The 25,399-nt window shown below is 68.3% G+C and carries 20 protein-coding genes and 1 pseudogene; 8 read left to right on the top strand and 13 right to left on the bottom strand.

What is annotated here, in order from left to right:
- Window positions 1–163 precede the first annotated feature (163 nt).
- The 5 genes from GVY64_RS38110 to GVY64_RS28935 all read right to left on the bottom strand — a co-directional run bounded on the left by GVY64_RS38110 (window position 164) and on the right by GVY64_RS28935 (window position 4,373).
- Window positions 164–1,207 (bottom strand): transglycosylase SLT domain-containing protein, encoded by a 1,044-nt coding sequence (locus tag GVY64_RS38110; protein ID WP_236567317.1) that lies wholly within the window; start codon window positions 1,205–1,207, stop codon window positions 164–166.
- A gap of 396 nt (window positions 1,208–1,603) precedes the next feature.
- A complete protein-coding gene (locus GVY64_RS28950) occupies window positions 1,604–2,302 on the bottom strand; it encodes a MerR family transcriptional regulator (RefSeq protein WP_159848417.1) in 699 nt (232 codons plus the stop codon).
- Window positions 2,303–2,402: 100 nt separating this feature from the next.
- Window positions 2,403–3,605 (bottom strand): glycoside hydrolase family 76 protein, encoded by a 1,203-nt coding sequence (locus tag GVY64_RS28945; protein ID WP_159848228.1) that lies wholly within the window; start codon window positions 3,603–3,605, stop codon window positions 2,403–2,405.
- A gap of 181 nt (window positions 3,606–3,786) precedes the next feature.
- The gene (locus GVY64_RS28940) at window positions 3,787–4,032 is read right to left on the bottom strand and encodes a hypothetical protein (protein WP_159848225.1); all 246 of its coding nucleotides are present in this window, start codon (window positions 4,030–4,032) and stop codon (window positions 3,787–3,789) included.
- 89 nt (window positions 4,033–4,121) lie between these two features.
- Entirely contained in the window at window positions 4,122–4,373 is a 252-nt protein-coding gene (locus tag GVY64_RS28935) for a hypothetical protein (protein ID WP_159848222.1), read from the bottom strand.
- A gap of 191 nt (window positions 4,374–4,564) precedes the next feature.
- On the opposite strand from GVY64_RS28935, the gene GVY64_RS28930 reads away from it, so the two are divergent.
- Complete coding sequence (locus GVY64_RS28930; protein WP_159848219.1) at window positions 4,565–5,842, top strand: transcriptional regulator; 1,278 nt, start codon at window positions 4,565–4,567, stop codon at window positions 5,840–5,842.
- Here the strand turns inward: GVY64_RS28930 and GVY64_RS28925 are convergent.
- The 3 genes from GVY64_RS28925 to GVY64_RS28915 form a co-directional block, all read right to left on the bottom strand.
- Window positions 5,839–6,495: an HAD family hydrolase gene (locus GVY64_RS28925; protein WP_159848216.1), complete on the bottom strand. Its 657-nt coding sequence runs from the start codon at window positions 6,493–6,495 to the stop codon at window positions 5,839–5,841. The genes GVY64_RS28930 and GVY64_RS28925 overlap by 4 nt on opposite strands.
- Before the next feature lie 422 nt (window positions 6,496–6,917).
- Entirely contained in the window at window positions 6,918–7,997 is a 1,080-nt protein-coding gene (ychF, locus tag GVY64_RS28920; protein WP_159848213.1) for a redox-regulated ATPase YchF, read from the bottom strand.
- Window positions 7,998–8,087: 90 nt separating this feature from the next.
- Window positions 8,088–9,011 (bottom strand): quinone oxidoreductase family protein, encoded by a 924-nt coding sequence (locus tag GVY64_RS28915; RefSeq protein WP_159848210.1) that lies wholly within the window; start codon window positions 9,009–9,011, stop codon window positions 8,088–8,090.
- A gap of 602 nt (window positions 9,012–9,613) precedes the next feature.
- Between GVY64_RS28915 and GVY64_RS28910 the strand changes: the two genes are divergently transcribed.
- Together GVY64_RS28910 and GVY64_RS28905 are read left to right on the top strand one after the other, a co-directional pair.
- Window positions 9,614–10,450 (top strand): AraC family transcriptional regulator, encoded by an 837-nt coding sequence (locus GVY64_RS28910; protein ID WP_236567315.1) that lies wholly within the window; start codon window positions 9,614–9,616, stop codon window positions 10,448–10,450.
- Between the two features lie 10 nt (window positions 10,451–10,460).
- Window positions 10,461–10,877 (top strand): VOC family protein, encoded by a 417-nt coding sequence (locus tag GVY64_RS28905; RefSeq protein ID WP_159848204.1) that lies wholly within the window; start codon window positions 10,461–10,463, stop codon window positions 10,875–10,877.
- A gap of 470 nt (window positions 10,878–11,347) precedes the next feature.
- On the opposite strand, the gene GVY64_RS28900 is transcribed toward GVY64_RS28905, so the two are convergent.
- From GVY64_RS28900 to GVY64_RS28890, 3 genes are read right to left on the bottom strand one after another with little or no spacing between them, the layout of a single operon-like run.
- The gene (locus GVY64_RS28900; protein WP_159848414.1) at window positions 11,348–12,193 is read right to left on the bottom strand and encodes a carbohydrate ABC transporter permease; all 846 of its coding nucleotides are present in this window, start codon (window positions 12,191–12,193) and stop codon (window positions 11,348–11,350) included.
- A 59-nt stretch (window positions 12,194–12,252) separates the two neighbouring features.
- Window positions 12,253–13,128: a carbohydrate ABC transporter permease gene (locus GVY64_RS28895; protein WP_442939645.1), complete on the bottom strand. Its 876-nt coding sequence runs from the start codon at window positions 13,126–13,128 to the stop codon at window positions 12,253–12,255.
- Window positions 13,129–13,184: 56 nt separating this feature from the next.
- On the bottom strand, window positions 13,185–14,498 hold the full coding sequence (locus GVY64_RS28890; RefSeq protein WP_159848197.1) for an ABC transporter substrate-binding protein: 1,314 nt from the start codon (window positions 14,496–14,498) through the stop codon (window positions 13,185–13,187).
- A 203-nt stretch (window positions 14,499–14,701) separates the two neighbouring features.
- Here GVY64_RS28890 and GVY64_RS28885 point away from each other — a divergent pair, with 203 nt between their 5' ends.
- From GVY64_RS28885 to GVY64_RS28870, 4 genes and pseudogenes are all read left to right on the top strand, one after another.
- Complete coding sequence (locus GVY64_RS28885) at window positions 14,702–16,960, top strand: carbon starvation CstA family protein (protein WP_159848194.1); 2,259 nt, start codon at window positions 14,702–14,704, stop codon at window positions 16,958–16,960.
- Window positions 16,961–17,031: 71 nt separating this feature from the next.
- Window positions 17,032–17,217 (top strand): annotated as a pseudogene (locus GVY64_RS38105) (CstA-like transporter-associated (seleno)protein).
- Window positions 17,218–17,385: 168 nt separating this feature from the next.
- Window positions 17,386–19,002 carry a DNA-3-methyladenine glycosylase 2 family protein gene (locus GVY64_RS28875; RefSeq protein ID WP_442939641.1) on the top strand — a complete coding sequence of 539 codons (1,617 nt, stop codon included), beginning with the start codon at window positions 17,386–17,388 and terminating at the stop codon, window positions 19,000–19,002.
- Window positions 18,999–19,541, top strand: a complete 543-nt coding sequence (locus GVY64_RS28870; protein ID WP_159848191.1) for a methylated-DNA--[protein]-cysteine S-methyltransferase — start codon at window positions 18,999–19,001, stop codon at window positions 19,539–19,541. Before GVY64_RS28875 ends, GVY64_RS28870 begins: the two co-directional genes overlap by 4 nt.
- A 28-nt stretch (window positions 19,542–19,569) precedes the next feature.
- Here GVY64_RS28870 and GVY64_RS28865 read toward each other — a convergent pair whose 3' ends face one another.
- Both GVY64_RS28865 and GVY64_RS28860 read right to left on the bottom strand, forming a co-directional pair.
- Window positions 19,570–22,692 (bottom strand): AAA family ATPase, encoded by a 3,123-nt coding sequence (locus tag GVY64_RS28865; RefSeq protein ID WP_159848188.1) that lies wholly within the window; start codon window positions 22,690–22,692, stop codon window positions 19,570–19,572.
- 34 nt (window positions 22,693–22,726) lie between these two features.
- On the bottom strand, window positions 22,727–23,902 hold the full coding sequence (locus GVY64_RS28860) for an exonuclease SbcCD subunit D (RefSeq protein WP_159848185.1): 1,176 nt from the start codon (window positions 23,900–23,902) through the stop codon (window positions 22,727–22,729).
- Between the two features lie 306 nt (window positions 23,903–24,208).
- Here GVY64_RS28860 and GVY64_RS28855 point away from each other — a divergent pair, with 306 nt between their 5' ends.
- Window positions 24,209–25,354: a DNA recombination protein RmuC gene (locus GVY64_RS28855; protein WP_159848182.1), complete on the top strand. Its 1,146-nt coding sequence runs from the start codon at window positions 24,209–24,211 to the stop codon at window positions 25,352–25,354.
- Window positions 25,355–25,399: the final 45 nt, after the last annotated feature.

Raw genomic sequence — 25,399 nt, 5'->3', positions numbered from 1 at the left:
AACCGGATGACCGACCCGGCTGAGACCGAAAAGATAACCCGTCATCGAATTCCTTTCGACCCGACGAGCAAACGGGGCCGCACGCAGTACACAACCGGGCCTCGGGAGGAACCGCCCAGGACAGAACTTCGACCCAACGCGGGCCTCCAGCCGGGTTCCGCGCTCAGTAGCCTTTCGGCGAACGGTTCGGATCCGCCTGCTGAACCTTCGCTTGCAGGTCGTGGCCGTCGCGGGAGACGCCGTACCGTTCCATGACATAGTTCATACTGGCGGCGACATTGGCTACCGGATCGTGGATGTTGGCGGACGTTCCGGCCACATGATAGGCCGAGAAGGTGCCTGGGATGGTCTGGGTAAGCCCCCTGGATGCCTTCCCGGCGGCGGCGTTGCTGTCCCAGTTGTTGACAGCGTTGGGGTTTCCGCCGGATTCCCGTTCGATCAGCACCTGGTAGCCGCGCTTCCAGTACTCGCGGGCCACCGGATCGGTGATGCCGAGCGCGTCCAGCGCGCCCTCGATGGCGGCGTCGACCGAGACGTTGCCTTGGTAGCGGGCGTAATCGGCGGTCGTCGCGGCGGGCACGAACCCCGGGCCCGGTGAATAGCTGCGCTGCATATAGTTGCTCGGCACGTAGTTGCTCGGCATGGGACTGCTTCCCGCGGACGCCGGGGAGTACGTCGGCGCGGAACCATCGATGTTGGTCGCGTGGGTCTGAACTTTGTCGTTCGCCTTCTCGATCTCGTCGTTCACCTTGTCCACCGTCCTCAGCACGGTGTTCTCCAGCCTCGTCTGGAGATCCAGGTCGATGAATTCTTTACCCGGACTCGGCTTCGGAACGTCACGCAGGGCGTCCTGTAGATCTTCGACATGCTTTTTGACCGCCGCGAAAGCGCCGCTGGAGATGTCGTAGGTGCCGTAGGCGGACAAGTCGACGCTGGCGTCCTGCTTGTGAATCTCGGCCTTGATGGTGTCGAACTTGCGTACCTGGCTGGAGTAGTCCTCGGCCATGACGGACTTGTTCTCGTCGCCGGTGACCAGCTTCTCGTCGCGCAGCAGCTTCAACAGATCCGGAGCCTGCGACGGCGTACCTGTCGCGAGTAGATCCGCGGAGGTCTGAATACCCTCCTGCACAGCCGCGAGGAACTCCGGAAACCCGGGGCGCACGCCGGCGGGCGGGTCGAGCTTCACCACCCAGCGCTCGGGACTCATCGCAGCACCCTCACCCGAGCCGGCCGCAAATCTGCGAACAACATCATCACCTCACGCCTGACAACCCTCATCAGGCCACGCGCGGCCTGCCACTACGACACCACCGAGTATCGCGCAAGGGAGAATCGCTCATTCCCGACATTGGGAGGGCACCCTCGACCGACATCGGTCACGCCAAAGCGCGGCAGAGCAGCCCCGCGCCAACCTTTTTCGTCGCCGATGACACGGATCGGCTGCCGATGCTCAGACGTGGCGAATGGCCTGCGGCCAATACTCGGCGAATATTCGGAATCAACAGCCGATATGCCGATTCGTCAGCTTGTATACCGGTTCACCCGAATGCCATAGCGAATACCCAGCCGTGACGAGCCGCGCAACGGCAGCCTGCGTCGCTGGTTACTTCCGCTCATCGAGCATGGTGAGGTAGGTATCGAGCTGGGCAGCTCCGGCGAGCAGGTTGCGGCTGCGGGCGGTCAGCCGGTCCTGCCAGACGTCGAGGAAAGCGCTCAACGCCTCCGCCCCGCCTGCCTCGCGCAGTGACGCGATGAACTGCGCGACCTGGGACAGCAGGTAGCCGCCACAGCGCAGCTGTCGCGCGATCTCGGCGTCACGTACGCAGTCCGGCCCGTATCGGCGGTAACCCGTTGCCCGTTCACGCTCGGGGCGAAGGATGCCCTGAGTCTCCCAGGTGCGCAATGTCGCCGGATGCACGCCGAGTCGGCGCGCGAGTTCGCCTACGGTCAGCGATCCACCGTGAACAGGGGTCGGCACCGTGGTGGACAGGCCGGCCAGAGCGGTGGCGACCTCGGTGCGGGTGTCGCGTTCGGCGAGCAGTTCGACGTGCGCGGCGTCGATGAGCCGGTAGGCGGACTCGAGGTCGCCGCGGTTGGCCGCGCGCATGATTTCCGTCGCCCGCTGGTGCCCGTGGCCACCGCGCAACGCGAGGAAGGCGCGCAGAGCCTGCGCGTGCAGGGACGTGTAGCGCCGGTAACCGGTATCGCTGCGCTCGGTGGGCGGGAGGATGCCCGCGCCGTCGTAGTTGCGGATCGCCTGTGCGGACAATCCGTGTTCCCGGGCGAGGTCGATGGGCCGCAGCTCGCACCTCCGATCGAGGCTTTGTTCTCTCGATTCCAGGGAGAAATCGCGAAAGTTTCACTCCATTCTTCAACGAGGGCAATCTCCCGCCGCCGCGGGCTCAGCGTCCGGCGGCACTGAGCTGGCAAGCCGCTTCGAGCAGCATCCACCCGCTCAGCTGTACCGAGAGATCGCGGCTCGAGTTCGCCGGTGAAACCGCGGAGGAGGGCGTGAGCTGGGGGAAGGTTCCCGGATGCTCCGGCACGGTGACCGGGCGGGACCAGTCGATGCCGAACAGCGGTAGCCCGTCCACCTCGGCGCGGTGCTTCCAGGCGGCCCGCGCGGAAGCGTGCACGATATCCGCTGCGGTGGTGTCGCCCAAGGCCAGTGCCGCTTCCGCGAGATATCGGGCGAGGATGCCCATGAACAGCCCGGAGTCGTCTCCGGAGGCCGCGGCGATCACCCCCGCGTTCGTGAGCCCGTCCCCGGCTGCCGCAACGAGGGCTGCCACGCGCCGGTGATGACTCGATTCACCCGTGCGTACCGCCAGCTCGGTTTCCAGGCCGATGGCCACGCCCTGGCAGTAGGTGTGGACGGTCCGGTCCACTCGTCCGCCGGGCTCGTGCACACCGTCGAGGATCAGGCCGCTGTCGGCGTCACGCAATCGGGTGTACAGGAAATCGGCAAGTCGCCGGGCGCGCGACAGCTCGCCCAGTCGGGCCAGAGCGATACCGGTCGGACCGATCGCGGGGGTGTTGTAATACTCGTCGCCGGACCGCCAAGGCACCGCGCCGACGACCGGGTTCCAGCCATCGATCAAGTCGGCCCGCAGCTCGCCGACAGCGTCGCCGAATCGGACGCCGAGCAGCCGGTCGGCGCGTTCGAGCGCCAGCGCCAGCCACGACATATCGTCGTAGTACCGATTGGTCCAGCCGGTGAGGTTGCGGGTCCGGATACCGCGTGCGAGAGCGACGACCCGATCGATGCGTTCGGGGGTGCGGGCGCGGTACGCGGCGTCCACCGCACAGTCCAGAAGGTGGGCTTGCCACCAGTAACACCATCGCAGGAACGACTGGTCCAGCACCGACGCGGGCCAGACGAGCGTGCCCAGCCGCCTCTGCGGCCGACCCCACAGCGTGCGCAGGTGGCGCTGCACGATCGCCTGTTCCGCCAGGTCCGCCCGCTTTCCGGGCTCCTCGGGGCCGGCGGAGATCTTCCGTGTGATCGGCACCGCCTGCGTCGGCGGCGCCATCGCGGTGACTGCGATCGAGGCTCCAGCCGTCAACAGCACACGCCGGCTGATCCCCTTGTTCCGGCGATCCATCCGCTCGGACTCCCTTGCTGAACAACTGTTACTCGGGCGGGAAACCGTGCAGCTAGATCCTATCCCGCAAGGACCACTACGGCGCGACGTCGACCGGTCGCAGGAGTCACCTGCGAAGCGTCCGTCCTGCGTGCCCGAACTTGGGCATCGGTGCTTCAGGTAACGCGGCGAAGTATCGAGGTCAAGGACACCACCTATCGATCAGAGCCGTAATCGGCCATCGAGCCTCCACGTCGTCGACATCGAAGACGACATCGGCCCGCCGCATCACCCGCTCGATGTGACCGTCCAGATGCGCGCGTCCCGGCACGATGACCGCCTCCGCCCCAGTGCGCTCGACCTGATCGAGCAATAAGCCGACCGGGTCCTCCGTCTTCGCCGATAGCGCAATTGTTTTGCACAGGTCGTAACCGAGCCGCTTCGCCAAGCTCCGCATTGTCGTCTCTAACCACTTCTGCTGCGAGCCTGCGATGTCCGTCCGCAAGAACCCGATCGCCCGAGGACGACCGGTCGGCGTCATCGCACACCTCCCCGCAGGTCGGCAGGCCGGTCATCGATGACCTCGACCCCGGTCCATGCGCACGTGTCCGGCCCATCAGTCCGGTGCTCACCGATCCGCCCGCCGATCACCGGCACCATCCGCTGGCAGAGCAGGCACATGACCTGCTCGATCGGGCCGGTCACACCGCGCGCGTATGCCGCGCCGCACATGCTGACCGTGATTCGCGGTCGGGTATGTCCCGACAAGCCGATCCGCCGTTCCACCATCCGTGTTCCCTCCCGTTGACTTCGGTCAGCGCTGCTCGGATGAGCACCGCGTCCGCCGTGCGGCACTAGTAGATCTCATGAGACTCGCAAAACCTGACGTCCGCATAAAGGCCATAGAATGGGACATCCACAGGACGTTCATGCCCAATTCACTTGCGGCATAGTCCTCTACGTGGACTACTCTGGCCCCCATGGCATCGAAAGGGAACGCTTCACTTCGCGCGGCCAGGCAGGCTCTAGGTTTTCGATCTCAAACGGCACTCGCAGAAGCTGTGACGGAAGCCGCACGTCAGATCGGACTACGCATCGAGGTCGCCAGCCGGACGGTCCGTAGATGGGAATCCGCAAATCCGCCGTGGCCTCATCCCGACCACGCAGCGGCACTGGAGGCACTTTTCAAGCGGCCGGTTACCGAGTTGGGTTTCTCACCGCCTTGGACGGATGAGATGGGCGATGAACGCACAGGTCAGAAGTTCGGTGACACACGCTCGCGTCTTCCGCTCCGCCACAGGGGTTTCGGCACTGCCGCATCGCACCTACCGGCATCGGTCGCGCAGGAATTCGCCACGATCACCGCGTCCCACCGCCGCCTGTACTGGTCGACACCGGCGGCACGCCTACACCGTCTGGTCGCCGATCATGCGCAGTTCGGATTCGAGCTCTTGCCGCAGGTATCGAGCGCGGCCGAGACGGTTCTGGCACGAGCCGTCTCGGAATCGAGTCTGCTGGCCGGGCGCTTGGGATTCTTCGATCTACAGCAGCCCGAGCTCGCGCAGCCGAGCCTCGTACTCGCACTTCAAGCTGCACACGAAGCCGGCGATTCGCTGCTCGGCGCGGCCGCACTCGCGCACATGGCATTCGCGCCAGCGTTCTCGGGAGACCCGTCTCGCGCCGAGGAAGCTCGTGAACGACTGCGTGCCGCACGCGCTTTCGCGAGCAGAGGCAATGCCAACTCCGAGACGATGGCTTGGCTGGACGCTGTCGAGGCGGAGGTCGAAACTCGCTTCGGTGACCCACGCCGAGCGCTTGCCCTCCTCCAGCACGCCGAGAAAATCGTCGACGAACACGACAGCGAGTCGCATCCGTCCCCGGAGTGGTTCGACTGGTTTTCTCCAGTCCGGCTCGCAGGCTTCAAAGGAAACACGCTCCTCCTCGCCGGCAGAGGCCGCGAAGCTCGCGAGACTTTGGAGCAAGTACTCACCGTCCTACCCGAGGGGGACACGAAGCAGAGGTCGATCTATCTCGCCGACGCGGCCGCAGCAGCCGTGCTGGAAAAGAACCCCGAGCTGGCGTGCCGATACCTCGAAGAATCCCTGGATCTGCTTGCGCGTAACTGGTATGCGACTGCGTTCGATCGAATCAAGGCTGTGCGTCACTCGCTCACCCAGTGGGAATCGTTGCCCTCGGTTCGAGAACTCGATGCCCGGTTGTACGACTGGCATACCACCGTAAATTCGTTGGTCGGCTAACCGGAGGAATTCTCTGCCGCGACGATGTTCGCCAATTCGTTGAGGTCGCTGATCTGCCAGTCCGATAGATCCGCGACCTCCTTCTTGTTGCGATGTATCCACCCCCAAGGACCCCTCAGTAAGTAGGCCGTTCGCATTCCGACCCGTTTCGCAGGAGCGACATCGTTGTCGATGCGGTCGCCGACGTAAATGATCTCTTCCGCTGGTCGGCCCGCCGCCGAGACAACCTTCGCGAAAAACTCGAGCGAAGGCTTTTGCACACCCCAGTCGTCGGAGGTAGCGATGAAGTCGGCGGGCAGGTCCAGACCCCGGAGCAGCGTTCCGGCGCGGACGGTTTGATTCCCGACGATCCCGACCCAAACCCCCATCTCACGCAGCTTCGCCAACGCGGGCCGCACATCGGGATAGAGATCGTCCTCGCCGAACCACTCGGCCTGCCCTGCATCAGCTCGTGCTTGTCGCTCCTTGTCGAGGTCGAACCCGGGACGGAAGATCTGGAACGTCTCGCGGTAGTCCAGACCGGTTGCGATGACGGCTCCGAACGCTGCCGCGAACGTATGCCGGGGTACACCCAGCCAGTCCGCCCACGTTCCATACTCCCGGGTCTCGTCGACCAGCGTCTCTCCGACATCAAAGACAACCGCGGCAATCACGAGCCAACTGTACCTTGCTGTCTCGACCCAATCACGATGCGCTCGTGTGATACTCAAATAATCTGAGTCCTCATAGATTCTCGAATATGCCCGATTTAGAAGCACAGCCCCTTACTGCCACTGTATCGAAGGAGATATCACCACAGCCAACGGGCACAATGACTGCTCCGCCGGCCTCGGGAAGGCGAACGCGCAGAAGGGCGAATCAGACGGCCATGGCCGATTGGGAAAGCAAATTGTGCCTGCCGGCCCCGCACCCCATGCCGTTCGCCAGATTCGCTATTCAGACGCCTTGTTCTGGCTTACCTAGCCATCTTCCATTCGCATCATCCACGCGAACCGAGCCGACAGGTTGTCCTCGTCGTCAGAGGCCGCGGGGCGACGTCAGTGAGTACAGCAACCGATCGCCTCGGGCGGCGTGACTACACATTGAAGCGGAACTCGACCACGTCGCCGTCGGACATGACGTAGTCCTTGCCCTCCATGCGGACCTTGCCCGCGGCCTTGGCGGCCGCCATGGAGCCTGCTTCGACCAGGTCGCCGAAGGCGACGACTTCGGCCTTGATGAAGCCGCGTTCGAAGTCGGTGTGGATGACGCCGGCGGCCTTGGGGGCGGTGTCGCCCTGGTGGATGGTCCAGGCGCGGGCCTCTTTCGGGCCGGCGGTGAGGTAGGTCTGCAGGCCGAGGGTGTGGAAACCGGCTCGGGCCAGGGCGTGCAGGCCGGGTTCGGTCTGTCCGATGGATTCGAGGAGTTCGGTCGCGGATTCCTCGTCGAGTTCGAGGAGTTCGGCTTCCACCTTGGCGTCGAGGAAGACCGAATCGGCCGGGGCGACGGAAGCTTTCAGCTCGGCGACCTTCGCTTCGTCGGTGAGCACCGACTCGTCGGCGTTGAAGACGTAGAGGAAGGGCTTGGTGGTGAGCAGCGACAGTTCCTTCAGCAGCTCGGTGTCCACCTTGTCGGCCGCGGCGAACAGGGTGGTGCCGCTGTTGAGAATCTCCTGCGCGGTCTTGGCCGCGTCGGCGACCGGCTTGCGGTCTTTCTTGACCTTGGCTTCCTTCTCCAACCGCACGACCGCCTTCTCCAGGGTCTGCAGGTCGGCGAGGATGAGTTCGGTTTCGATCACCTCGATGTCGGCGCCGGGATCGACGCGGCCGTCGACGTGCACCACGTCGTCGTCGGCGAACACCCGCACCACCTGGCAGATGGCGTCGGCCTCGCGGATGTTGGCGAGGAACTTGTTGCCCAGGCCCGCGCCCTCGGAGGCGCCTTTCACGATGCCCGCGATGTCGACGAACGAGACGGTGGCGGGCACGATCCGCTCGGAGGAGAAGATCTCGGCCAGTTTGTTCAGCCGCGGGTCGGGCAGCGGAACCACGCCGACGTTCGGCTCGATCGTCGCGAAGGGGTAGTTCGCGGCGAGCACGTCGTTCTTGGTCAACGCGTTGAACAGCGTCGACTTCCCGACGTTCGGCAGGCCAACAATTCCGAGGGTGAGACTCACGAGGAACAGAGTCTACGCGTCCCGCGAGGGGCACATGGTGGAGAGGTCTTCTCGACGTTTGCCGCAGCCATGTGCCACTCGCGCGGCTGGTCAGGGAATGAGGACGACCTTGCCGAGGTTGGCGCGGGCTTCGATGACGGTGTGGGCGGTGGCCGCCTCCTCGAGGGGGTATCGGGCGTGTACGGCGGGGCGCAGTTGGCCGGAGGCGAAGTACTGCCAGAGCTCTTGGCGCCAGTGTTCGTACACGTCGGGCCGGCTTCGCGCGATGCGGGCCATTTGGAAGCCGATGACGGATTTCGCGCCGACGAGCAGGTCGTATGCCTCGATGGTGCCGCCTCCCGAGCTGTAGGCGACCAGGCGTCCGCCAGTGGCCAGCGCCGCCAGCGCGGGCGAGAGGAGGTCGCCGCCGACCGCGTCCAGCACGTAGTCGGCGGGAGTGCCCCAGGATTCCTGGCCGTACTCGACCACGTCGTCGGCGCCGAGTTTCTGGACGAACTCCGCCTTGGCGAGATCCGACACCGCGCCGACCACGCGCGCGGCACCGCGCACCCGCGCCAACTGAACCGCGAGGTGGCCGACGCCGCTCGCGGCGGCGGTGATCAAGGCGGACTCGCCTTCCTGCGGAGCCGCGGCATCGAGCGCGCCGAGCGCCACCAGGCCGCTGCGCACCAGCGCGACGGCGTCGACCGCCGACGCCCCATCGGGGATGGGCGACGCCATCGCCGCCGACAGCAGGGCGTAGTCGGCATACCCGTGTCCGAAGACGAGGCCGGTCACGCGGTAGCCGGGCGCGTAGTGATCGACGCCCTCCCCTACCGCCACTACCTCGCCCGCGACTTCGCCACCCAGCGCGATCGGTTCGCGCTGCTCGCGCACCTTCCGCACCACCGGCAGGGTCACCCCGACCGCCTCGACGCGCACCAGCAGCTCACCCGGCCCTGGCGTCGGGACCTCGACCGAGACGAGCTCGAGCACCTCGGGACCACCGCTGCGCTCGTACTGCACCCGCCGCATCACACCTCCAGAAATCGTTAGGAGGCGCAACGGTAACCGGTGAGCACAGTCCACTACACGCTGTAGTGGTACATCTCACCGGCGGCTCGAGCCGACGGAGAGCCATCGAGTAGGCCGGACCTCGACCGGGGCACCCACCGAAGTACGCTCGAGTTGATCCGAGGCCGGTGCCGACTCCGACCGGGCAGACGGTAGGCATCACGTCGAGCGCCGTCAGCTGGCGCAGATCAGCAGCCCTAGCCCGCGCGAATTCGCGAGCCGGTCCACCTGGCCGCGACAGCCACCGGTGCGCGAAACCGCCCATCCTGGCTCCGCTGCTGCGGCACAGCCTGGCCGACATGTCCGCAGCGGAGCAGGTGGTGCGGGATTCGGCGCTGGACTGGACGATCGTCCACGCGCCACAGTTCACGGACACCCCGGGCGAAAGGCTCCTACCGCACCGCGGTCGAACGGAACGTGCTGTTCGGCGTCCGCGTCACCCGCGACGACTCGGCCGCCTGCAAGCTCGACACGGCCGGGGACGAATCGGCGATCCGAAAGCACGTCGACGTCGCGAATCGACCGCCCGGAGCCTGTCGGTCCCCCGGCGTAGCGTGGCCCGTATGGAGCCGACCACCGAGGTGGTGACTGCGCGTCCGGCGCCCGTGCTCGCCGCGTTCATCGACCGCTACGTGGGATATCGCATGTCCGGGTTCGCGGCGGCGATCCATCGCGGGTTGCCGTCGCGGCACATGACGTTCATCGTCGCGATCGGTCCGACCATCGACGTCGTCGAGCAGACCGATCCGCGCCAGTCGCCGCAGAACTACCGGTGCGTGCTGAGCGGCTTACAGGCGAGCACGGCGCTGATCGCGCACAACGGTCACCAGGAGGGCGTGGCCGTCGCGCTGACGCCGCTCGGCTGCCGCACATTGTTCGGCATGCCTGCGGCGGCGCTCTGGGATACGTCCGTCGAATTCTCCGATGTCGTCGGGCCCGTCGGCCTCGAGTTATGGGAACGGTTGCAATACGCGCCGACCTGGCGGGACCGTTTCGCCACCTGCGACCAGGTGCTTTCGGCGCTCGCCGATCCGGATCGCTCGGTCGGTCCGGAACTCACCTGGGCCTGGCGGACTGTGGTCGATTCCGGGGGCGGCATCGCGATCGGCCCACTGGCCGAGCAGATCGGGTGGACCAGGCAGCATCTGGCGCGCCGTTTCAACAGGGAGTTCGGTCTCAGCCCGAAACTGGCCGCCCGGATCACCCGTTTCGAACGGGCCCGTCGCATGCTCGCGCACACGCCCTCCTACGTCACCATCGCCCAGGTGGCCGCAGCGTGCGGGTACTACGACCAGGCTCATCTGGATCGCGACTTCGCCGATCTCGCCGGCACGAGCCCGACCTCGTGGCTGGCCGAGGAGGTTCCATCCGTCCAAGCCCCCGACGTGCCCGCCGGATGACGATTCATCCATGACGAATCCGACAGAAACCAGTACCCGTACCGCCGTCTGGCCAACGCTGACCTTCCGCGATGCCCGCGCCATGGCCACCTTCCTGGTCGAGGCGTTCGGCTTCCGGGAAGCCGCGCTCTACGCCCGCGAGGACGACCCGTCGATCATCGAGCACGCGGAACTGCGCTGGCCGCTGGGCGGCGGCGTCATGTTCGGCTCGGCCGGTAAGGACGACAGCCCATTCAGCACCCGCCCGACCGGCACCGATTCGGTCTACCTGGTCTGTGAAGAACCCGACGCCTTATTCGCCCGCGCGACCGCCGCGGGCGCCGAAGTGGTCCGCGGCCTGCGCGACGAGGACTACGGCTCGCGCGGCTTCACGGTGCGCGACCCAGAAGGCAACCTCTGGAGTTTCGGCACCTACTGGGGCGCTTGATCGGCGCGGAAGCAAACGCCCCCTCAGAGAGCGCAGCCGCGGCCGGCGCCGACCTCCTCCTGGCCGCGGCACCGCGCCGACGCGGTGGACGAAGTTTTGTCGCGAATCACCCCGGCCCCGGTGTACCGGAGCACAGCCAGTCAGCGACGTCGGCCGAACACTGTGTCGGCCGGGACCGACGCGCTGAGCGATGGCCGTGCTCACGGGAACCTGGCCAGCCGAACGCAGCCGCCCATCCGGGACCGGGCGAACCCGAAAGCAGCGTCCGGGAGGTCACATGGATCACCTGCCGAATCAGGCGGGCCGCGTTCTCCCGCCAGCCGAGCGTGGACGAACCGACGCGAGGGCAACCCGCTCGGGCGCCGAACGTCGCGATGGCGCGGACGAACGCGCTGGACGATCGCCGTGCCCACGGCAACGGCGAACACGCGCGAAGCCGCCCCGGACCGGGCGAACCCGAGCGCATCCCCTCAGCGCCCGCCCAGCCCCGACATCGCGATGCCGCGGATGAACGCGCGCTGAGCGATCGCATAGATGAGCAGCAGCGGAAGCAGGATGACGATCGCGGCGGCCATGAGGATCGGCCACTGGGTGTGGTACTGGCCTTGCAGCCGGACCAACCCCAGGGTCGCGGTCGCGACGTCTTCGCGCTGGATCATGACCAGGGGCCAGAGGAAGTCGTTCCACACGGTGATCCAGGTGAGCACGGCGAGCACCATCAGGGCCGGGCGGGTGTGCGGCAGCAGGACCCGACAGTAGACCTGCCAGGTGGAGCAGCCGTCGAGGATGGCGGCCTCCTCGAGTTCCTCGGGCAGCGTGCGGAAGAACTGCCGCATCAGATACGTGCCGAAGGCGCTACCGAACAGGCCGGGCACGATCATCGCCCACGGGGTGTCCACCCAGCCGAACGCCCGCATCAGCAGGAACTGCGGGATCACCGTCACGGTCAGCGGCACCATGAGCGTCGCGAGGTAGGCGAGGAACAGCATGTCGCGTCCCCGGAAACGCAAGCGCGCGAACGCGTATCCGGCCAGCGAGCAGAAGAACACCTGCCCGGCCGTGACGCACAGCGCGTAGATCGTGGTGTTGAGCAGCATCCGCCCCATCGGCAGCAGCTCGAAGACCTTCCCGTAATTCGACCACTGCGGCCGTTGTGGAAGCAATGCCGCGTCGGCGATCTCGCCGTCCCGCTTCAGCGAGCCCGACACCGCCCACAGGATCGGCAGCAATGCGCTCCATGCGATGCCGACCAGCACCGCGTATATCGCGGTCCCGCGCACAACCCGTCGCACGATGGCCCGGTCGACCCGGCCCAGCGCGACGATCGCGCGGTCGCGCCGCACCGGCAGGGCGCGCCGGGCCGCTTCATAGGTATTCACTGTTCCACCTCCGAGCGCCGGGCCATCCGCAGTTGCACCAGAGTCAGCAGGAACAGCATCGCGAAGATCACCCAGGCGAGCGCGGAGGCGTAACCGACTTCATAGAAGCCGAAGGCGTTCTGGAACAACATGATCCCCAGCAGGTACGTACCCGTCTCCGGTCCCCCGTTGCCGCCGGTCAGCGCGTAGGCCTGGTCGAACGCCTGCACCGAATTGATGATCGTGATGATGAAGACGAACGACAGCGGGCCCCGGATCAGCGGCAGTGTGATCGAGAAGAACCGCCGCAGCGCGCCGGCGCCGTCGATCTTCGCCGCCTCGTAGAGCGTCTCCGGGACACCCTGCATGGCAGCCAGCAGGATGACCGTCGCGAACGGCACGCTTTTCCACACGGTGACGATGCTGAGCGAGACCAGCGCCCAGTCGGGATGGGTCAGCCAGGGCACCGGATCGATGCCGAGCCGGCCGAGCGCGACGTTGAGCAGCCCGTCGTCGGTGAACAGGAACCGCCACACGACGGCCATGGCGACCGCCGAGGCGACCAGCGGGAGAAACGCGATAGTGCGAAATATGCCGACGCCGCGCCACTTTCGATTCAACGCGGCGGCGACGGCGAGTCCGATCGCCACCGTGGGCACCAGCGTCGACACCGTGAAAACGGCCGTGTTGCGCACTGCGATGAGAAACAACGGATCGGACGCGAACAGCCGCCGATAGTTGTCCACACCGACGAAACGCATGGGGCCGAACAAGTCCCACGAATGAAAACTCAGATAGAGCGAGAATCCCAACGGAAACAACAGAAAAATCGCGACGGCTGCCACGTTGGGCGCGACGAATACCCACCCGGCGCGCTCTCGCCGCCGCGCCAACCGGGACGCGACGCCGCGCAGGTCTTTGCCCGAGGTTTGCGACGGCTGCGCTCCGGTCATGGCGCGTCCAGCAGTGCGTCGACGTCGGCGGCGAAACGCCCGTCCAAGGAGGCTGCGGTGGCGGCGCCACGCAGCACCCGGTTGGAGCCGCGTTCGAGCAAGGCCGACACCTTGCCCCAGGCGGGCGTCACCGGTAAGGGGCGGGAGCTGGCCGGGCCCTCGGTGAACACCGCGAGATTGCGGATTTCACGGTGCGCGTCGGCGAACCCCGGCGATCTCATCGCCGACGCGAGCACCGGCACGAACAGCCCGGACGCGGCGATGATCGCCTGCCCCACCGGCCCGGTCGCGAACTTGACGAATTCCCAGGCCTGTTCGACACGCGGGCTGTCCGCGGCGATGGCCAACCCGGTACTGCCGACGTCGGTGACGGCGCCCGGACCGCCGTGCGGGCCGACCGGCAGCACCGTGACGTCGATCGGGAGGTCGTCGTGCCCGGCGAACTCGGAATACAGCCAGTGCCCGCCCAGTGCCATCGCCGCTCGACCCCGCCGGAACAGGTCGGGCGCCGAAACCGAGAGCGTGTCGGCGGCTTTCGGCGCCACCCGGTGACGGACGGCGAGGTCGGCGTAGAACTGGAATCCCGCGGCGAACCGCGGATCGCCGAGGTTGGTTCTGGTCGGGCGCACCGAGGGCGAGAACCATTCGGCGCCGTTGTTCATGCCGAAGCAAGCCGCCGAGAAGTACGGCACCCAGGCGTCGGCGAAGCCCCACCGAGTCCGGCCGGAGGGGTCGTGCCTGGTCAACGCCTGCGCAGCGGACAGGAACTCGTCGAACGACCAGGCGTCACGCCAGCGCGCGGGCGGGATGATCCCGGCCTCGTCGAACAGTTCCCGGTTGTAGTACAGGAACACCCCGGACCACTGTTCGGGCAAGGCGTACTGCCCGCCCGCGTAGGCGAAGGTGTCGTACAGCGCCGGGTAGCTGTCGGCTTTCAGCTCGGCGGCGTACTGCGGATCGCGGGCGAGCAGCGTATTCAGATCGAGCAGCACCCCGCGCTCGGCCAGTCCGGAATAGAGCAGCTCCCACGCCATCAGCACGTCCGGGCATTTCCCGCCCGCGCAGTAGGTGAGCATCTGCTGCAGCGGGTCCGGCCCGGACATCACGGTGCGAACCCTGATGTCGGGGTGCAGCTTCCGGAACTCGTCGATGATCTTCAGCCGGACCCGGGCCTCTTCCGGCCTGGCCTGGAAGAAGAAGGTCAACGCGTCGTCGTCGGAGCCGCAGCCGCCGCTCGCCAGCAGCGGGGCGGCCAGCGCCGACCCGAGCACCGTCCGGCGACGGACCCGGGCGACGGGATTCGCACGCAACACAGCCCTCCTCCGGGGCGGATGTGGAGCTTCTCGAACCGCATGGCAGCATACGTTCGGCAATCACGTGGTGACGGCCGACACATGAACAATATTTCACGGTGCCCGCCCGGCGTCCGGAATCGGCACGACGGCGCTCATCGATCGGATACGTTGTCACGTGTTTCAGCAAGATCCTGCGCGTTTTACAGGAGAGTAGGCAGATGGCGACAATCGAATATCTGCGGACCGATCCCGATCTGCCGCCCGTCGGCGTGGTCGACAAGTCCCCGATCACCCCGGCCAAGAAATTGATCTTCGCCGGGATCGCCGCGCTCGGCGCCGTAGCGTGGGCGGTGCTCGCCATCTCACGCGGCGAATCGGTCAACGCGGTGTGGATCGTGATCGCGGCGGTGTGCACCTACGTCATCGCGTATCGGTTCTATGCCAGGTTCATCGAGCGCAAGATCGTGAAACCGCGCGACGACCTGGCCACGCCCGCCGAGATCCTGGAGAACGGCAAGGACTACATGCCGATGGACCGGCGGGTGCTCTACGGGCACCACTTCGCCGCCATCGCGGGCGCGGGTCCGCTGGTCGGACCGGTGCTGGCCGCGCAGATGGGCTATCTGCCGGGGACCATCTGGATCGTGGTCGGCGTGGTACTGGCCGGCGCCGTGCAGGACTACCTGGTGCTGTGGGTGTCGATGAAGCGGCGCGGGCGCAGCCTGGGGCAGATGGCCCGCGACGAGCTGGGCGTGATCGGCGGCTGGTCGGCCATCGTGGGCGTGCTGGTGATCATGATGATCCTGTTGGCGGTGCTCGCGCTGGTGGTCGTCAACGCGCTGGCGCACAGCCCGTGGGGCGTCTTCTCGATCGGCATGACCATTCCGATCGCCCTGTTCATGGGCGTGTACCTGCGGTTCCTGCGGCCGGGCAAGGTCGGCGAGGTCTCCGTGATCGGGTTCGCCATGTTGCTGGCGGCCATCGTGGGCGGCGGCTGGGTCTCGGAAACCGACTGGGGCTCCGACTGGTTCACGCTCTCGCCGGTGACCATCTCCTGGTTGCTGATCGCCTACGGCTTCGTCGCCTCGGTGCTTCCGGTGTGGCTGCTGCTGGCGCCGCGCGACTACCTGTCGACGTTCATGAAGGTCGGCACCATCGTGCTGCTCGCGGTCGGCATCCTGGTCACGCTTCCGGTGCTGCAGGCGCCCGCGGTTTCGTCGTTCGCCGCGAGCGGCACCGGACCGGCCTTCGCGGGCTCGCTGTTCCCGTTCCTGTTCATCACCATCGCCTGCGGCGCGCTGAGTGGTTTCCACGCCCTGGTCTCCTCCGGCACCACGCCGAAGCTGCTGGAGAAGGAATCGCACGCGCGGATGATCGGCTACGGCGGCATGCTGATGGAGTCGTTCGTCGCGGTCATGGCCATCATCACCGCCTCGATCATCGACCAGCACCTGTACTTCGCGATGAACGCGCCGGTCGGTCTCACCGGCGGCACCGCGGAGAAGGCCGCGGCCTACACCAACAGCCTCGGGCTCGCCGGTCCCGCGGTGACTCCGGCGGAGTTGAGCCAGGCGGCGAGCGATGTCGGCGAATCGTCGATCATCTCCCGCACGGGCGGCGCGCCGACGCTCGCGGTCGGCATCTCCGAGGTGTTCCACCAGTTCCTCGGCGGCGCGAGCATGAAGTCTTTCTGGTACCACTTCGCGATCATGTTCGAGGCCTTGTTCATCCTCACCACCATCGACGCGGGCACCCGCGTGGCGCGGTTCATGCTGTCGGACGCGCTGGGCAATTTCGGCGGCGCGGCGAAGAAGTTCCGTGATCCGTCCTGGCGGGTGGGCGCGTGGCTGTGCTCGGCCGTCGTGGTCGCGGCGTGGGGCTCGATCCTGCTGATGGGCGTCACCGACCCGCTGGGCGGCATCAACACGCTGTTCCCGCTGTTCGGCATCGCCAACCAGCTGCTCGCGGCCATCGCGTTGACCGTGGTGCTGGTGATCGTGGTGAAGAAGGGCCTGGCGAAATGGGCCTGGATTCCGGGCATCCCGCTGGTCTGGGACCTGCTGGTGACCATGACCGCCTCCTGGCAGAAGATCTTCTCCGCCGACCCGAAGCTCGGCTACTGGAAGCAGCACAGCATCTGCCAAGCCGCGCAGGACGCGGGGAAGCTGTGCCTGACGGCGAAGACCCCCGACGACATGACCGCGATCGTGCGCAACACCTTCATCCAGGGCACGCTGTCGATCATCTTCGCGGTGCTCGTGCTGATCGTGGCGGTGGTCGGCGCGGTGGTGGCCTACCGCGCCTGGAGCTCCGGACAGGCGACGACCACCGAGACGCCGGAGCAGCCGTCGAAGATCTTCGCGCCCAGCGGATTCCTCGCCACCGCGGCGGAGAAGGACGTGCAGAAGCAGTGGGACGAGTTGATCGCGACCGGAAAGGCCCGCGCCTCCGGCGCGGCACACGTCCACGCGCAATGAGCGACTCCTCGCACCAGGGCGCCGACCGGTCCGCGCGACCGGTCGGCGCCCGGCGGCGCGCCGCGGCCCGCATGTGCGGCGGCGGCATCCGGGCGGGCGTCTGGTGGTTCGACTCGATCCTCGGGGGCCGGGGGTGACAACGCTACGTCGAGCACCTGCGGCGCAGGCATCCGGACCGCGCCGTGCCGACCGAGCGGGAGTACTGGCGGCAGCGGCATGCCGAGGCGGATCGCAATCCGACGAACCGGTGCTGCTGAGAAGATTTTCCGGCCGAGCCGCCACACACCGCTTTGGTAGTCGCAACAACCGCCGACCAGGCGACAACTGTGCGATGTCATGACCGTTGTGTGAGGTGGTGACCACCCCCCGTGGTGGTGACCGATTCCCGCTAGCACGGGTTCGCCGCAGCTGCCATTGTGGTGGACGTGACGATCACGGCATTTGATTTCGAACGTTGCTACCGGGCGGTGTCGACCCGGGACTCTCGATTCGACGGGCAATTCTTCACCGCGGTGCGCACCACCGGAATCTATTGCCGCCCTTCGTGTCCGGCGATCACGCCGAAGCGGGCCAACGTGACGTTCCTGCCGACCGCCGCCGCGGCGCAGCAGGCGGGCTACCGCGCCTGCCGCCGCTGCCTGCCCGACGCGGCGCCCGGTTCGCCGCTGTGGAACACGAGAGCGGACTTGGCCGCGCGGGCGATGCGATTGATCGGTGACGGTGTGGTCGAGCGGGCAGGCGTGCCCGGGCTGGCCGCCACGCTCGGTTACTCGCAGCGGCAGCTCACCCGGGTGCTGACCACCGAACTCGGCGCCGGGCCGCTGGCGCTGGCCCGGGCACACCGAGCGCACACCGCGCGGCTGCTGATCCAGACCACCGCGATGGCCATGTCCGATATCGCGTTCGCGGCGGGTTTCGCCTCGATCCGCCAGTTCAACGACACGGTGCGCGAGGTGTTCGCGGTCAGCCCCACCACCATGCGGCTCGAGGCGCAGCGCGCGAAAACCGCCGCCCCCGCGCGCCCGGCGCCGGCCGGGAGCGGCTCGCTCACGCTGCGGCTGCCCTATCGGGAGCCCCTGGACCGGGCCTGGCTGGAGTGGTTCCTGTCCGCGCACGCCGTGCCGGGCATGGAGTCGTGGGAGAACCGCGCCTACATCAGGAATCTGCGCACCCCGCACGGGCACGCCACCGCGCGACTGAGCTTCCAGCGCGACCACGTGCGGGCGGAACTGTCCCTGCACGATATGCGCGATCTCGCACCGACGGTGACCAGGCTGCGGCACCTGCTGGATCTGGACGCCGATCCGGTCGGGATCGATGAAGCGCTCGGTGTCGGGTCCGCGGCGCGCGGGCCCTCCAGGAAACGCCTGCCGGAACATGCCGCCGAGGACCTGCCGGATGCGGGGGCGGGCTCGCCGCCGGAGAGCGAGAACTCGCCCGAGCTGCCTCCGCTCGCCGGCCCGTCGTTCACACCGGGTATCCGAGTGCCCGGGTGCGTGGACGCACCCGAACTCCTGCTGCGCACGATGATCGGGCAGCAGATCTCGGTGTCCGCCGCGGCCACGCACACCGCGCGACTGGTCGAGGCGCTCGGCGAGCGGGTGGACGGGCCGATCCCGTTGCTGTTCCCCGCACCAGGGGTGATCGCCGAGCGGGGCGCCGAGGTCTTGACCGGGCCGGCGCGGCGTATCCGTTCCATCATCGCGGCAGCCGAGGCACTCGCGTCCGGTGAGCTGCTGCTGCACCAAGGACGCACCGCCGCCGACCTACGCCGCGACCTGCTCGCGCTGGACGGCGTCGGACCGTGGACGGCGGACTACGTGACGATGCGCCTGCTCGCCGATCCGGATGTCCTGCTCGGCACCGACCTGGTCGTCCGCCGCGGCGCGAGCCTGCTCGGCATCCATCTCACGGACACCGCTCGCTGGGCGCCGTGGCGGTCGTACCTGTCCATGCATTTGTGGAAAGCGGCGCTGACCAGCCGCGCCACAGCTTCCGGTATCCCCGCGCTCGCCACCACGAAAGGCAGTGACGAATCATGAGCACCAGCATCGCCGTCGACAACGCGATCGGCGGCACCTCCACCAGCACAGCGGATTTCGCGGTCACCGCGACTCCGCTCGGACCGTTCACCACGCTCGTCGACTCCGACGGCGCGGTCCTCGCCTCCGGCTGGACCTCCGACGCGGAGAACTTGCGCGGCCTGATCCACCCCGCCCTGCGCCCCGGCGAATTACGGCGACGGGATTCGCTGGGCGAGGTGACCGGCGCGGTCACCGCCTACCACGAAGGTGATCTCACCGCGATCGACCCGATTCCGGTTCGCCAGCGGTCCGGAGAGTTCCTCGTGCACGCCTGGGAAGTACTGCGCGCCGTCCCGGCGGGCAGCCCGCTCACCTATACCGAATTCGCCGCCCGCGCCGGTCGCCCCGACGCCACGCGCGCCGCGGCCAACGCCTGCGCTCGCAATGCCGCCGCCCTCTTCGTGCCCTGTCACCGCATTCTCCGCATCGGCGGCGCACTCGGCGGCTTCCGTTGGGGGTTGCCGGTGAAGCGGTGGCTGCTCGACCACGAGGGGTGAGCCTCCGGCGACGGCGGACAACCCACCCTCAGGCGATGGTCGCCTGGAGGTGGGAGCCGTCGCGGCCGCGGAGGACGTGTAGGCGGCTGGGTATGCGTTGGCGCATCTCGTCCACGTGACTGACCACGCCGACTACGCGGCCGCCGGCACGGAGTTCGTCCAGCACGCCCATCACGGCGTCCAAGGTGTCGGCGTCCAGGCCGCCGAAACCCTCATCGATGAACAGGGTGTCGAGCACCAGGCCACCGGATTCGGCGGCGACGGTGTCGGCCAAGCCGAGCGCCAACGACAGTGAGGCCATGAAGGTCTCGCCGCCGGAGAGCGTCTTGGCGGGGCGGACGGCTCCGGTGTAGTCGTCCCGGATGTCCAAGCCGAGCCCGCCCCGGCGGCCGCGCGGACCGGCCTTGTCCGAGTGGACGAATTCGTACCGTCCGCCGGACATCCTGCGCAACCGCAGCGATCCCGCCTGGGCGACTTCCTCCAACCGGGCGGCCAGCACGTAGGAGTGCAGGGACATGCGGCGGTTGTTCGCGCCGCGTCCGGCGACCACGTCGGCGAGACCGTTCAGTTCCTCGAACGCTTGCTGCGCCGGGGCGATCCGGTCCACGGCGGCCCAGAGCTGGCCACCGAGCTCCTCGAGCCGGCTCGCGCGCCTGCTCGCCTCCGCCTGGGCGGCCACCGCCGCGTTGAGCGCTGCTTGCGCGGCTGCTACGAGCGCGTCGAGCTCGGCCGGATCGCCGGGCTCCTGTTCGGCCGCGGCGCGGACCTCCGGTTCCGCCAGCACCGCTTCCGCCGCGGCGCGGGCACGGTCCGCGGCCACCAGTTCCGCTTCGATCTCCGCCTGCTGCTGCGGGCTGCGTGACGCGGCGGCGACCACCTTCGCGTAGGCGGTCAAGAGTGCGACGTCGTCGCGTGCGGTGACCTCTGTGTCGGCGGTGCGGCACAGCTGATCCTCCGCGCCGACCGGGGCAGACGTGGGCGGTGGACCGCCGAACTCGCCCTCCGGCACGAAACCCGCCGCCCGAGCGAGAGTTTCGACACGGCCGGCGATCGCCGACACCTGCTCCCGCGCCGCCACCGCTTCGGCGCGGCCGTCGCGCAGGGCGGTCGCCTCCCTGACCAGCGCGGCCAGCCGGGCGCGGCGGCGGTCGATGGTCTGGTCGGCGCCCGCCGCGGTGCGCAGCCGTTCGGTGAGTTCGGCCAGGCGGGTTTCGCCCGAGACGATGGTGGCGGCCACCGCGCCACGGCGCGCTTCGGACGTGCGCAACTCCTCGTGCAGGCGTGCCTCGTCCTCGCGCAAGCGGATGACTTGGGCTTCCAGTTCATCGGCACAGGCGGCCAGCTCCGAGGTGTCCTCGTAGCGGTCGGTCGCGGCACGCAGGGCGGCGGCGAGTTCGACTCGATCGGTATCGCCGCCGCGAGCGACCAACGCTTCGATCTCGCGCTCGAGCTCGGTGATGCGGGCCAGCGCTCGATCGCGGGCGTCCTCCGTGGCGCGCTCGGCCGCGGCGGCGGCCTCCTCCTCGTCCTTGGACACCGCGGTGGCGGTCGGCCGGGCGGGTGCGGGATGCTCGGCGGAACCGCAGACCGCGCAAGGGCTGCCGTCGACCAGCTCGCCGGCCAATTCGGCCGCCATCCCGCTCAACCTGCGCTCGCGCAGATCCAGGACGAGTTCTCGGGCGTCGAGATGCGCGATGCGGGCGGCGTCGAACTCGACGCGGGCGTGGTCGAGCGCGGTGCGGCGGGCGGCCAGCTCGACCGCGGCCGTCGCGGCGGCCTGCAGCCGTTCGGTCTCCGCGGTGATGCCCGGCAGGGCCGCCACCGCTTCGGCCGCCTCCCGCAACCTGGCCTCGGCCGCGGTGCGGGCCGCGGGCAGTTCGTCGCGCCGGGCCGTGAGCGCGGTGACGCGCCGGGCCAACGTCGCGTCCTCGGTGCGCAACGCGTCGATCTCCCCGCCCAGCCGGGTGGCGGTGGCGGCATCGGTCCGCACTTCATCCAGCGCGCCGATCTGCGCGCTCCAGCGCCGGATCGCCGCGTCGAGATCGGCGTCGTCGCGCACCTGCGCGGCGTCGGAATCCAGCAGTTCCGCGCCGCCGAGTCCGGCGCTGGCCTGCTCGCGCAGACGCACCGTGAGCCGCTCTGCCGCTGTGCGCTTTTCGCTGTCGAGCCGACGCTGAGTCTGGACCGCCGCACGCGCTTCCTCGATCGCGGCGGCGACCGGGTCGGCCCGGCGGGCGAGGTCGAGCTCGGCTTGTAGTGCGGCCCGGCGATCGGCGCCCGCGGCGTAATCGTCCAGGTGCACGCGTGCCGCGCTCATGCGGCGCCGCAGCTCGTGCAGGCGACGCTGCTGTTCGGCCTGTTCCCGGACCTGCGCCGACTCCCGCTGGCAGCGTTCCATTTCCGTCACGGCGGTAGCCAGGTCCGTGCGAGCGGTGGCCAGCAGGTCCTGGGACCAAGCGACGCACTCCGCGGTACCGACCGAATCCGCCACTCCGGCCGCCATGCCCACCTGGGTGATCAGCCGCTTGATCCCGTCGGTACGAGCATCCAGATCCGCTTCGGCAGCGCGGCGTTTGTCGGCCAGCCACTGTTCGGCGGTGCCGAAACGCCTGGTGTCGAAGAGTTTTTCGAGCAATTTCTCGCGATCTTCGTTGTCCGCTCGCAGGAAGCGGGCGAAATCGCCCTGCGGCAGCAGCACCACCTGGAAGAACTGATCGGCGCTCATCCCGAGCAGGCGCAACACCTCCTCCCCGATATCCGGTATCCGGGACAGGTTTTCCCCGCGGCCGTCCAGCCAGGTCAGCGTCGCTTTCGGGTTGATGGTGCGCATACCGGTGCCGTCGCGCTTGGGACGCTGGAACTCGGGGCTGCGGGTCAGCCGTAGCCGCCGACCGCCGAGGGTCGCCTCCAGCACCACCTGCGGCGGCGTGTGCTCCGGGGCGTGATCGGAGTGCAGTCGCCTGCTTTCCCCTCGCGCGCCGGGAACGCGACCGTAGAGGGCGAACGCGATGGCGTCCAGCACCGTGGTCTTGCCCGCGCCGGTCTGGCCGTGCAGGAGAAACAATCCGTCGGCGCCGAGCGCGTCGAAGTCGACGACCGTGGTGGCCGCGAACGGGCCGAAAGCGGTCATTTCGAGCTTGTGCAGCCTCATGCCACCGCGCCTACGCCCGGCTTCGGCAGAACGCTCATGCGGTCAGTTCCTCGGCGGCGGCCACGGCGGAGATCTGCTCCGGCTCGGCGACGGCGGCCGAGAGCGCCCGCTCCAGCCAGGCCATCTCGCTCGAGCTGGGTGCGCCACGGACGTCGCTGAGGAAGCTGCGGGCTACTTCGATGTCGCGGCGGCCGTGCACCCGCTCACGGTAGCGCAGTTCCGGGCTCCCCTCGGGCCGCGCCCATTCGACGTGGACGGCGTAGGGGAACCGCTCGCGCAGTTTGCGCATGGCGTCGACCGGGCGGGCGACGTCGGTGAGTACGGCGGACACGTAGTGCTCTTCGGCCGCGCCGTACTCCGCGCCGTTCAGCAGCTCGTCCAGGGTGCCGGTCACTTTGCTCAGGCCCCGGACCGTGGGCAGGTCCCGGCGCCGCACCGCCTGTAAGCCGGACGCGTCCAAGTCGACGATCCAGACCGCTTTCCGATGGGCGTTCTCGCCGAACGAATAAGGCAGGGGCGAGCCGGAGTAGCGAACCTGATCGGCGAGCGTCTGCGGCGAATGCAAGTGGCCGAGCGCCACGTAGTGGATGCCGTCGAAGGCGGCCAGCGGGACCGTCTCCACACCGCCGACCGAGATGGAGCGCTCCGATCCGGTGGCCTCCCCGCCGACGACGAAGGCGTGCGCCAGCACCACCGTCCGCACCCCCGGCCGCCGCGCGATGTCGGCACGTACCCGGGCCATGGCCGCGTCCAGGATCTCGGCATGCGAGCGCGCCTGCGGCACTTCGAGTTCGGCGCGGGTGATCTCCGGTTCCAAGTACGGGATGCCGTAGAACGCCACCGGCCCGTGCGCGTCCGCCAGCAGAACGGGGCTATCGGCCTCGGCCACGGTGGTGCGCAAGTGCAGCCCACCTGCGGCGGCGAAACTCGCGCCCGCGCCCAGACGGGCGGGCGAATCGTGATTGCCGGAGGTGGCGACGATCTGGGCACCGGCGGCGCGGATCGCCTCGAATCCCCGGTTGCACACCGCGATCGCGTCGGCGCTGGGAATGGACCGGTCGTACACGTCACCGGGTAGCACCACCACGTCGACCGACTCCTCGGCCACCAGCTCCGCGATCGCGGTCAGTGAACGAGCCTGGTCGGCAAGCAGATCGACCCCGTGGAACGTGCGCCCGATGTGCCAGTCCGAGGTGTGCAGCATCCGCATGCCGCGAAACCGTAGGGCAACCCACCGACAGACTTCAATCGCCCCGCCCGCTGTGTCGGGTTCGCCCAGCCCGCGCACGGCGTGTCCATCCGAGCGGGCGCACGTGTTGGGGCGCCTGCCGGACCGGCCGAAACATCGCACAATCCTTGACCTCTACCACGTCGCGACCTGGGAAGGTCCGGATGCCAGCAGCCGGACACGTATGTGACACAGACGGAGATCCGCTGGCAGGGCCGGTGGACGACGCGATGCCGGACAGTTGCTCGGTGCTCGTTCTTGTCGGTGACGTACGGCACTATCTGCGCTATGACCGCACCGATGCTCGCCGCACTGCTGCTGGTGTTCGCCGCCGGTTCCGGCCTGGGCTGGCTGGGCCACGCGGCGCGGGCCGGACAGCGCGCCGCGGTGGCAGAGGCGCGGCTGGCGGCGGCCGCGGGCAACGAACGGCTGCTGCGGCAGTCGCTCACCGTGGCGAACGAGGATGCCGCGCGCAGGCATTCGCATGCCGTCGGCGCGATGGTGGAACCGCTGCGCGCGGCCGTCGGTGCGCTGAACGAGCAGATCCAGCAGGTGGAGCGGCAGCGGCTCACCGCGTATTCCGGCTTGCGCGAACAGGTCGCGAGCATGCAGCGCACCTCCCAGCAGCTCACCGGGCAGACCGGGCGGCTGGTCGCGGCGCTGCGCGCGCCGCAGGTACGAGGCCGGTGGGGCGAGATCCAGCTGGAGCGGGTGGTCGAACTGGCCGGGATGACCAGGCACTGCGATTTCCGGACCCAGGTGAGCCGCACCGGCCGCGGCGCGGACGAGCGGACGGTCCGGCCTGATCTGGTGGTGCGGCTGGCGGGCGGACGGCACATCGTGGTGGACGCGAAGGTTCCGTTCGCCGCCTACCTGGACGCCTGCGACACCGACGACCCCGACGTGCGGGCCGAGCTGCTCACCCGGCACGCCAAACACCTGCGCGCGCATGTCGACCAGCTGTCCGACAAGGCGTACTGGGCCGCCTTCGATCCCGCACCGGAGTTCGTCGTGCTGTTCGTACCCGGCGACCCGTTCCTGGACGCCGCCGTGACCACCGACTCGGAGTTGCTGGAGTACGCGTTCGGCCGCAATGTGATCCTCGCTACTCCGACCACCCTCGTCGCGTTGCTGCGCACCATCGCCTTCGGCTGGCGGCAGGAGGCACTGTCCAGGGACATGGCCACCGTGCAGCGGCTGGGCCGTGAGCTGTATCAACGGCTGGGGACGACGGGCACGCACCTGGACCGGTTGGGCGTGCAACTCGGCAGGGCGGTGGAGGCTTTCAACTACACCGTGGCCTCGGTGGAGTCGCGGGTGCTGGTCACCGCGCGCAAGTTGCACGATCTGGAGATAGCCGAGCAGGAAGTGCCCGAGATCGGGCGGGTGGATTCCCGGCCCCGCCCGGTGGGCTTCGCCGACGCGGGCGAGTAATCAGGACTATGGCCGTGCCGCCACGCCGCCGCGAACGGCGGCAAC

This window comes from Nocardia sp. CY41 (assembly GCF_009829325.1).
Taxonomy (GTDB): domain Bacteria; phylum Actinomycetota; class Actinomycetes; order Mycobacteriales; family Mycobacteriaceae; genus Nocardia.
The sequence above is the reverse complement of the archived record's forward strand: the minus strand, read 5'-3'. Positions and strand labels throughout refer to the sequence as shown.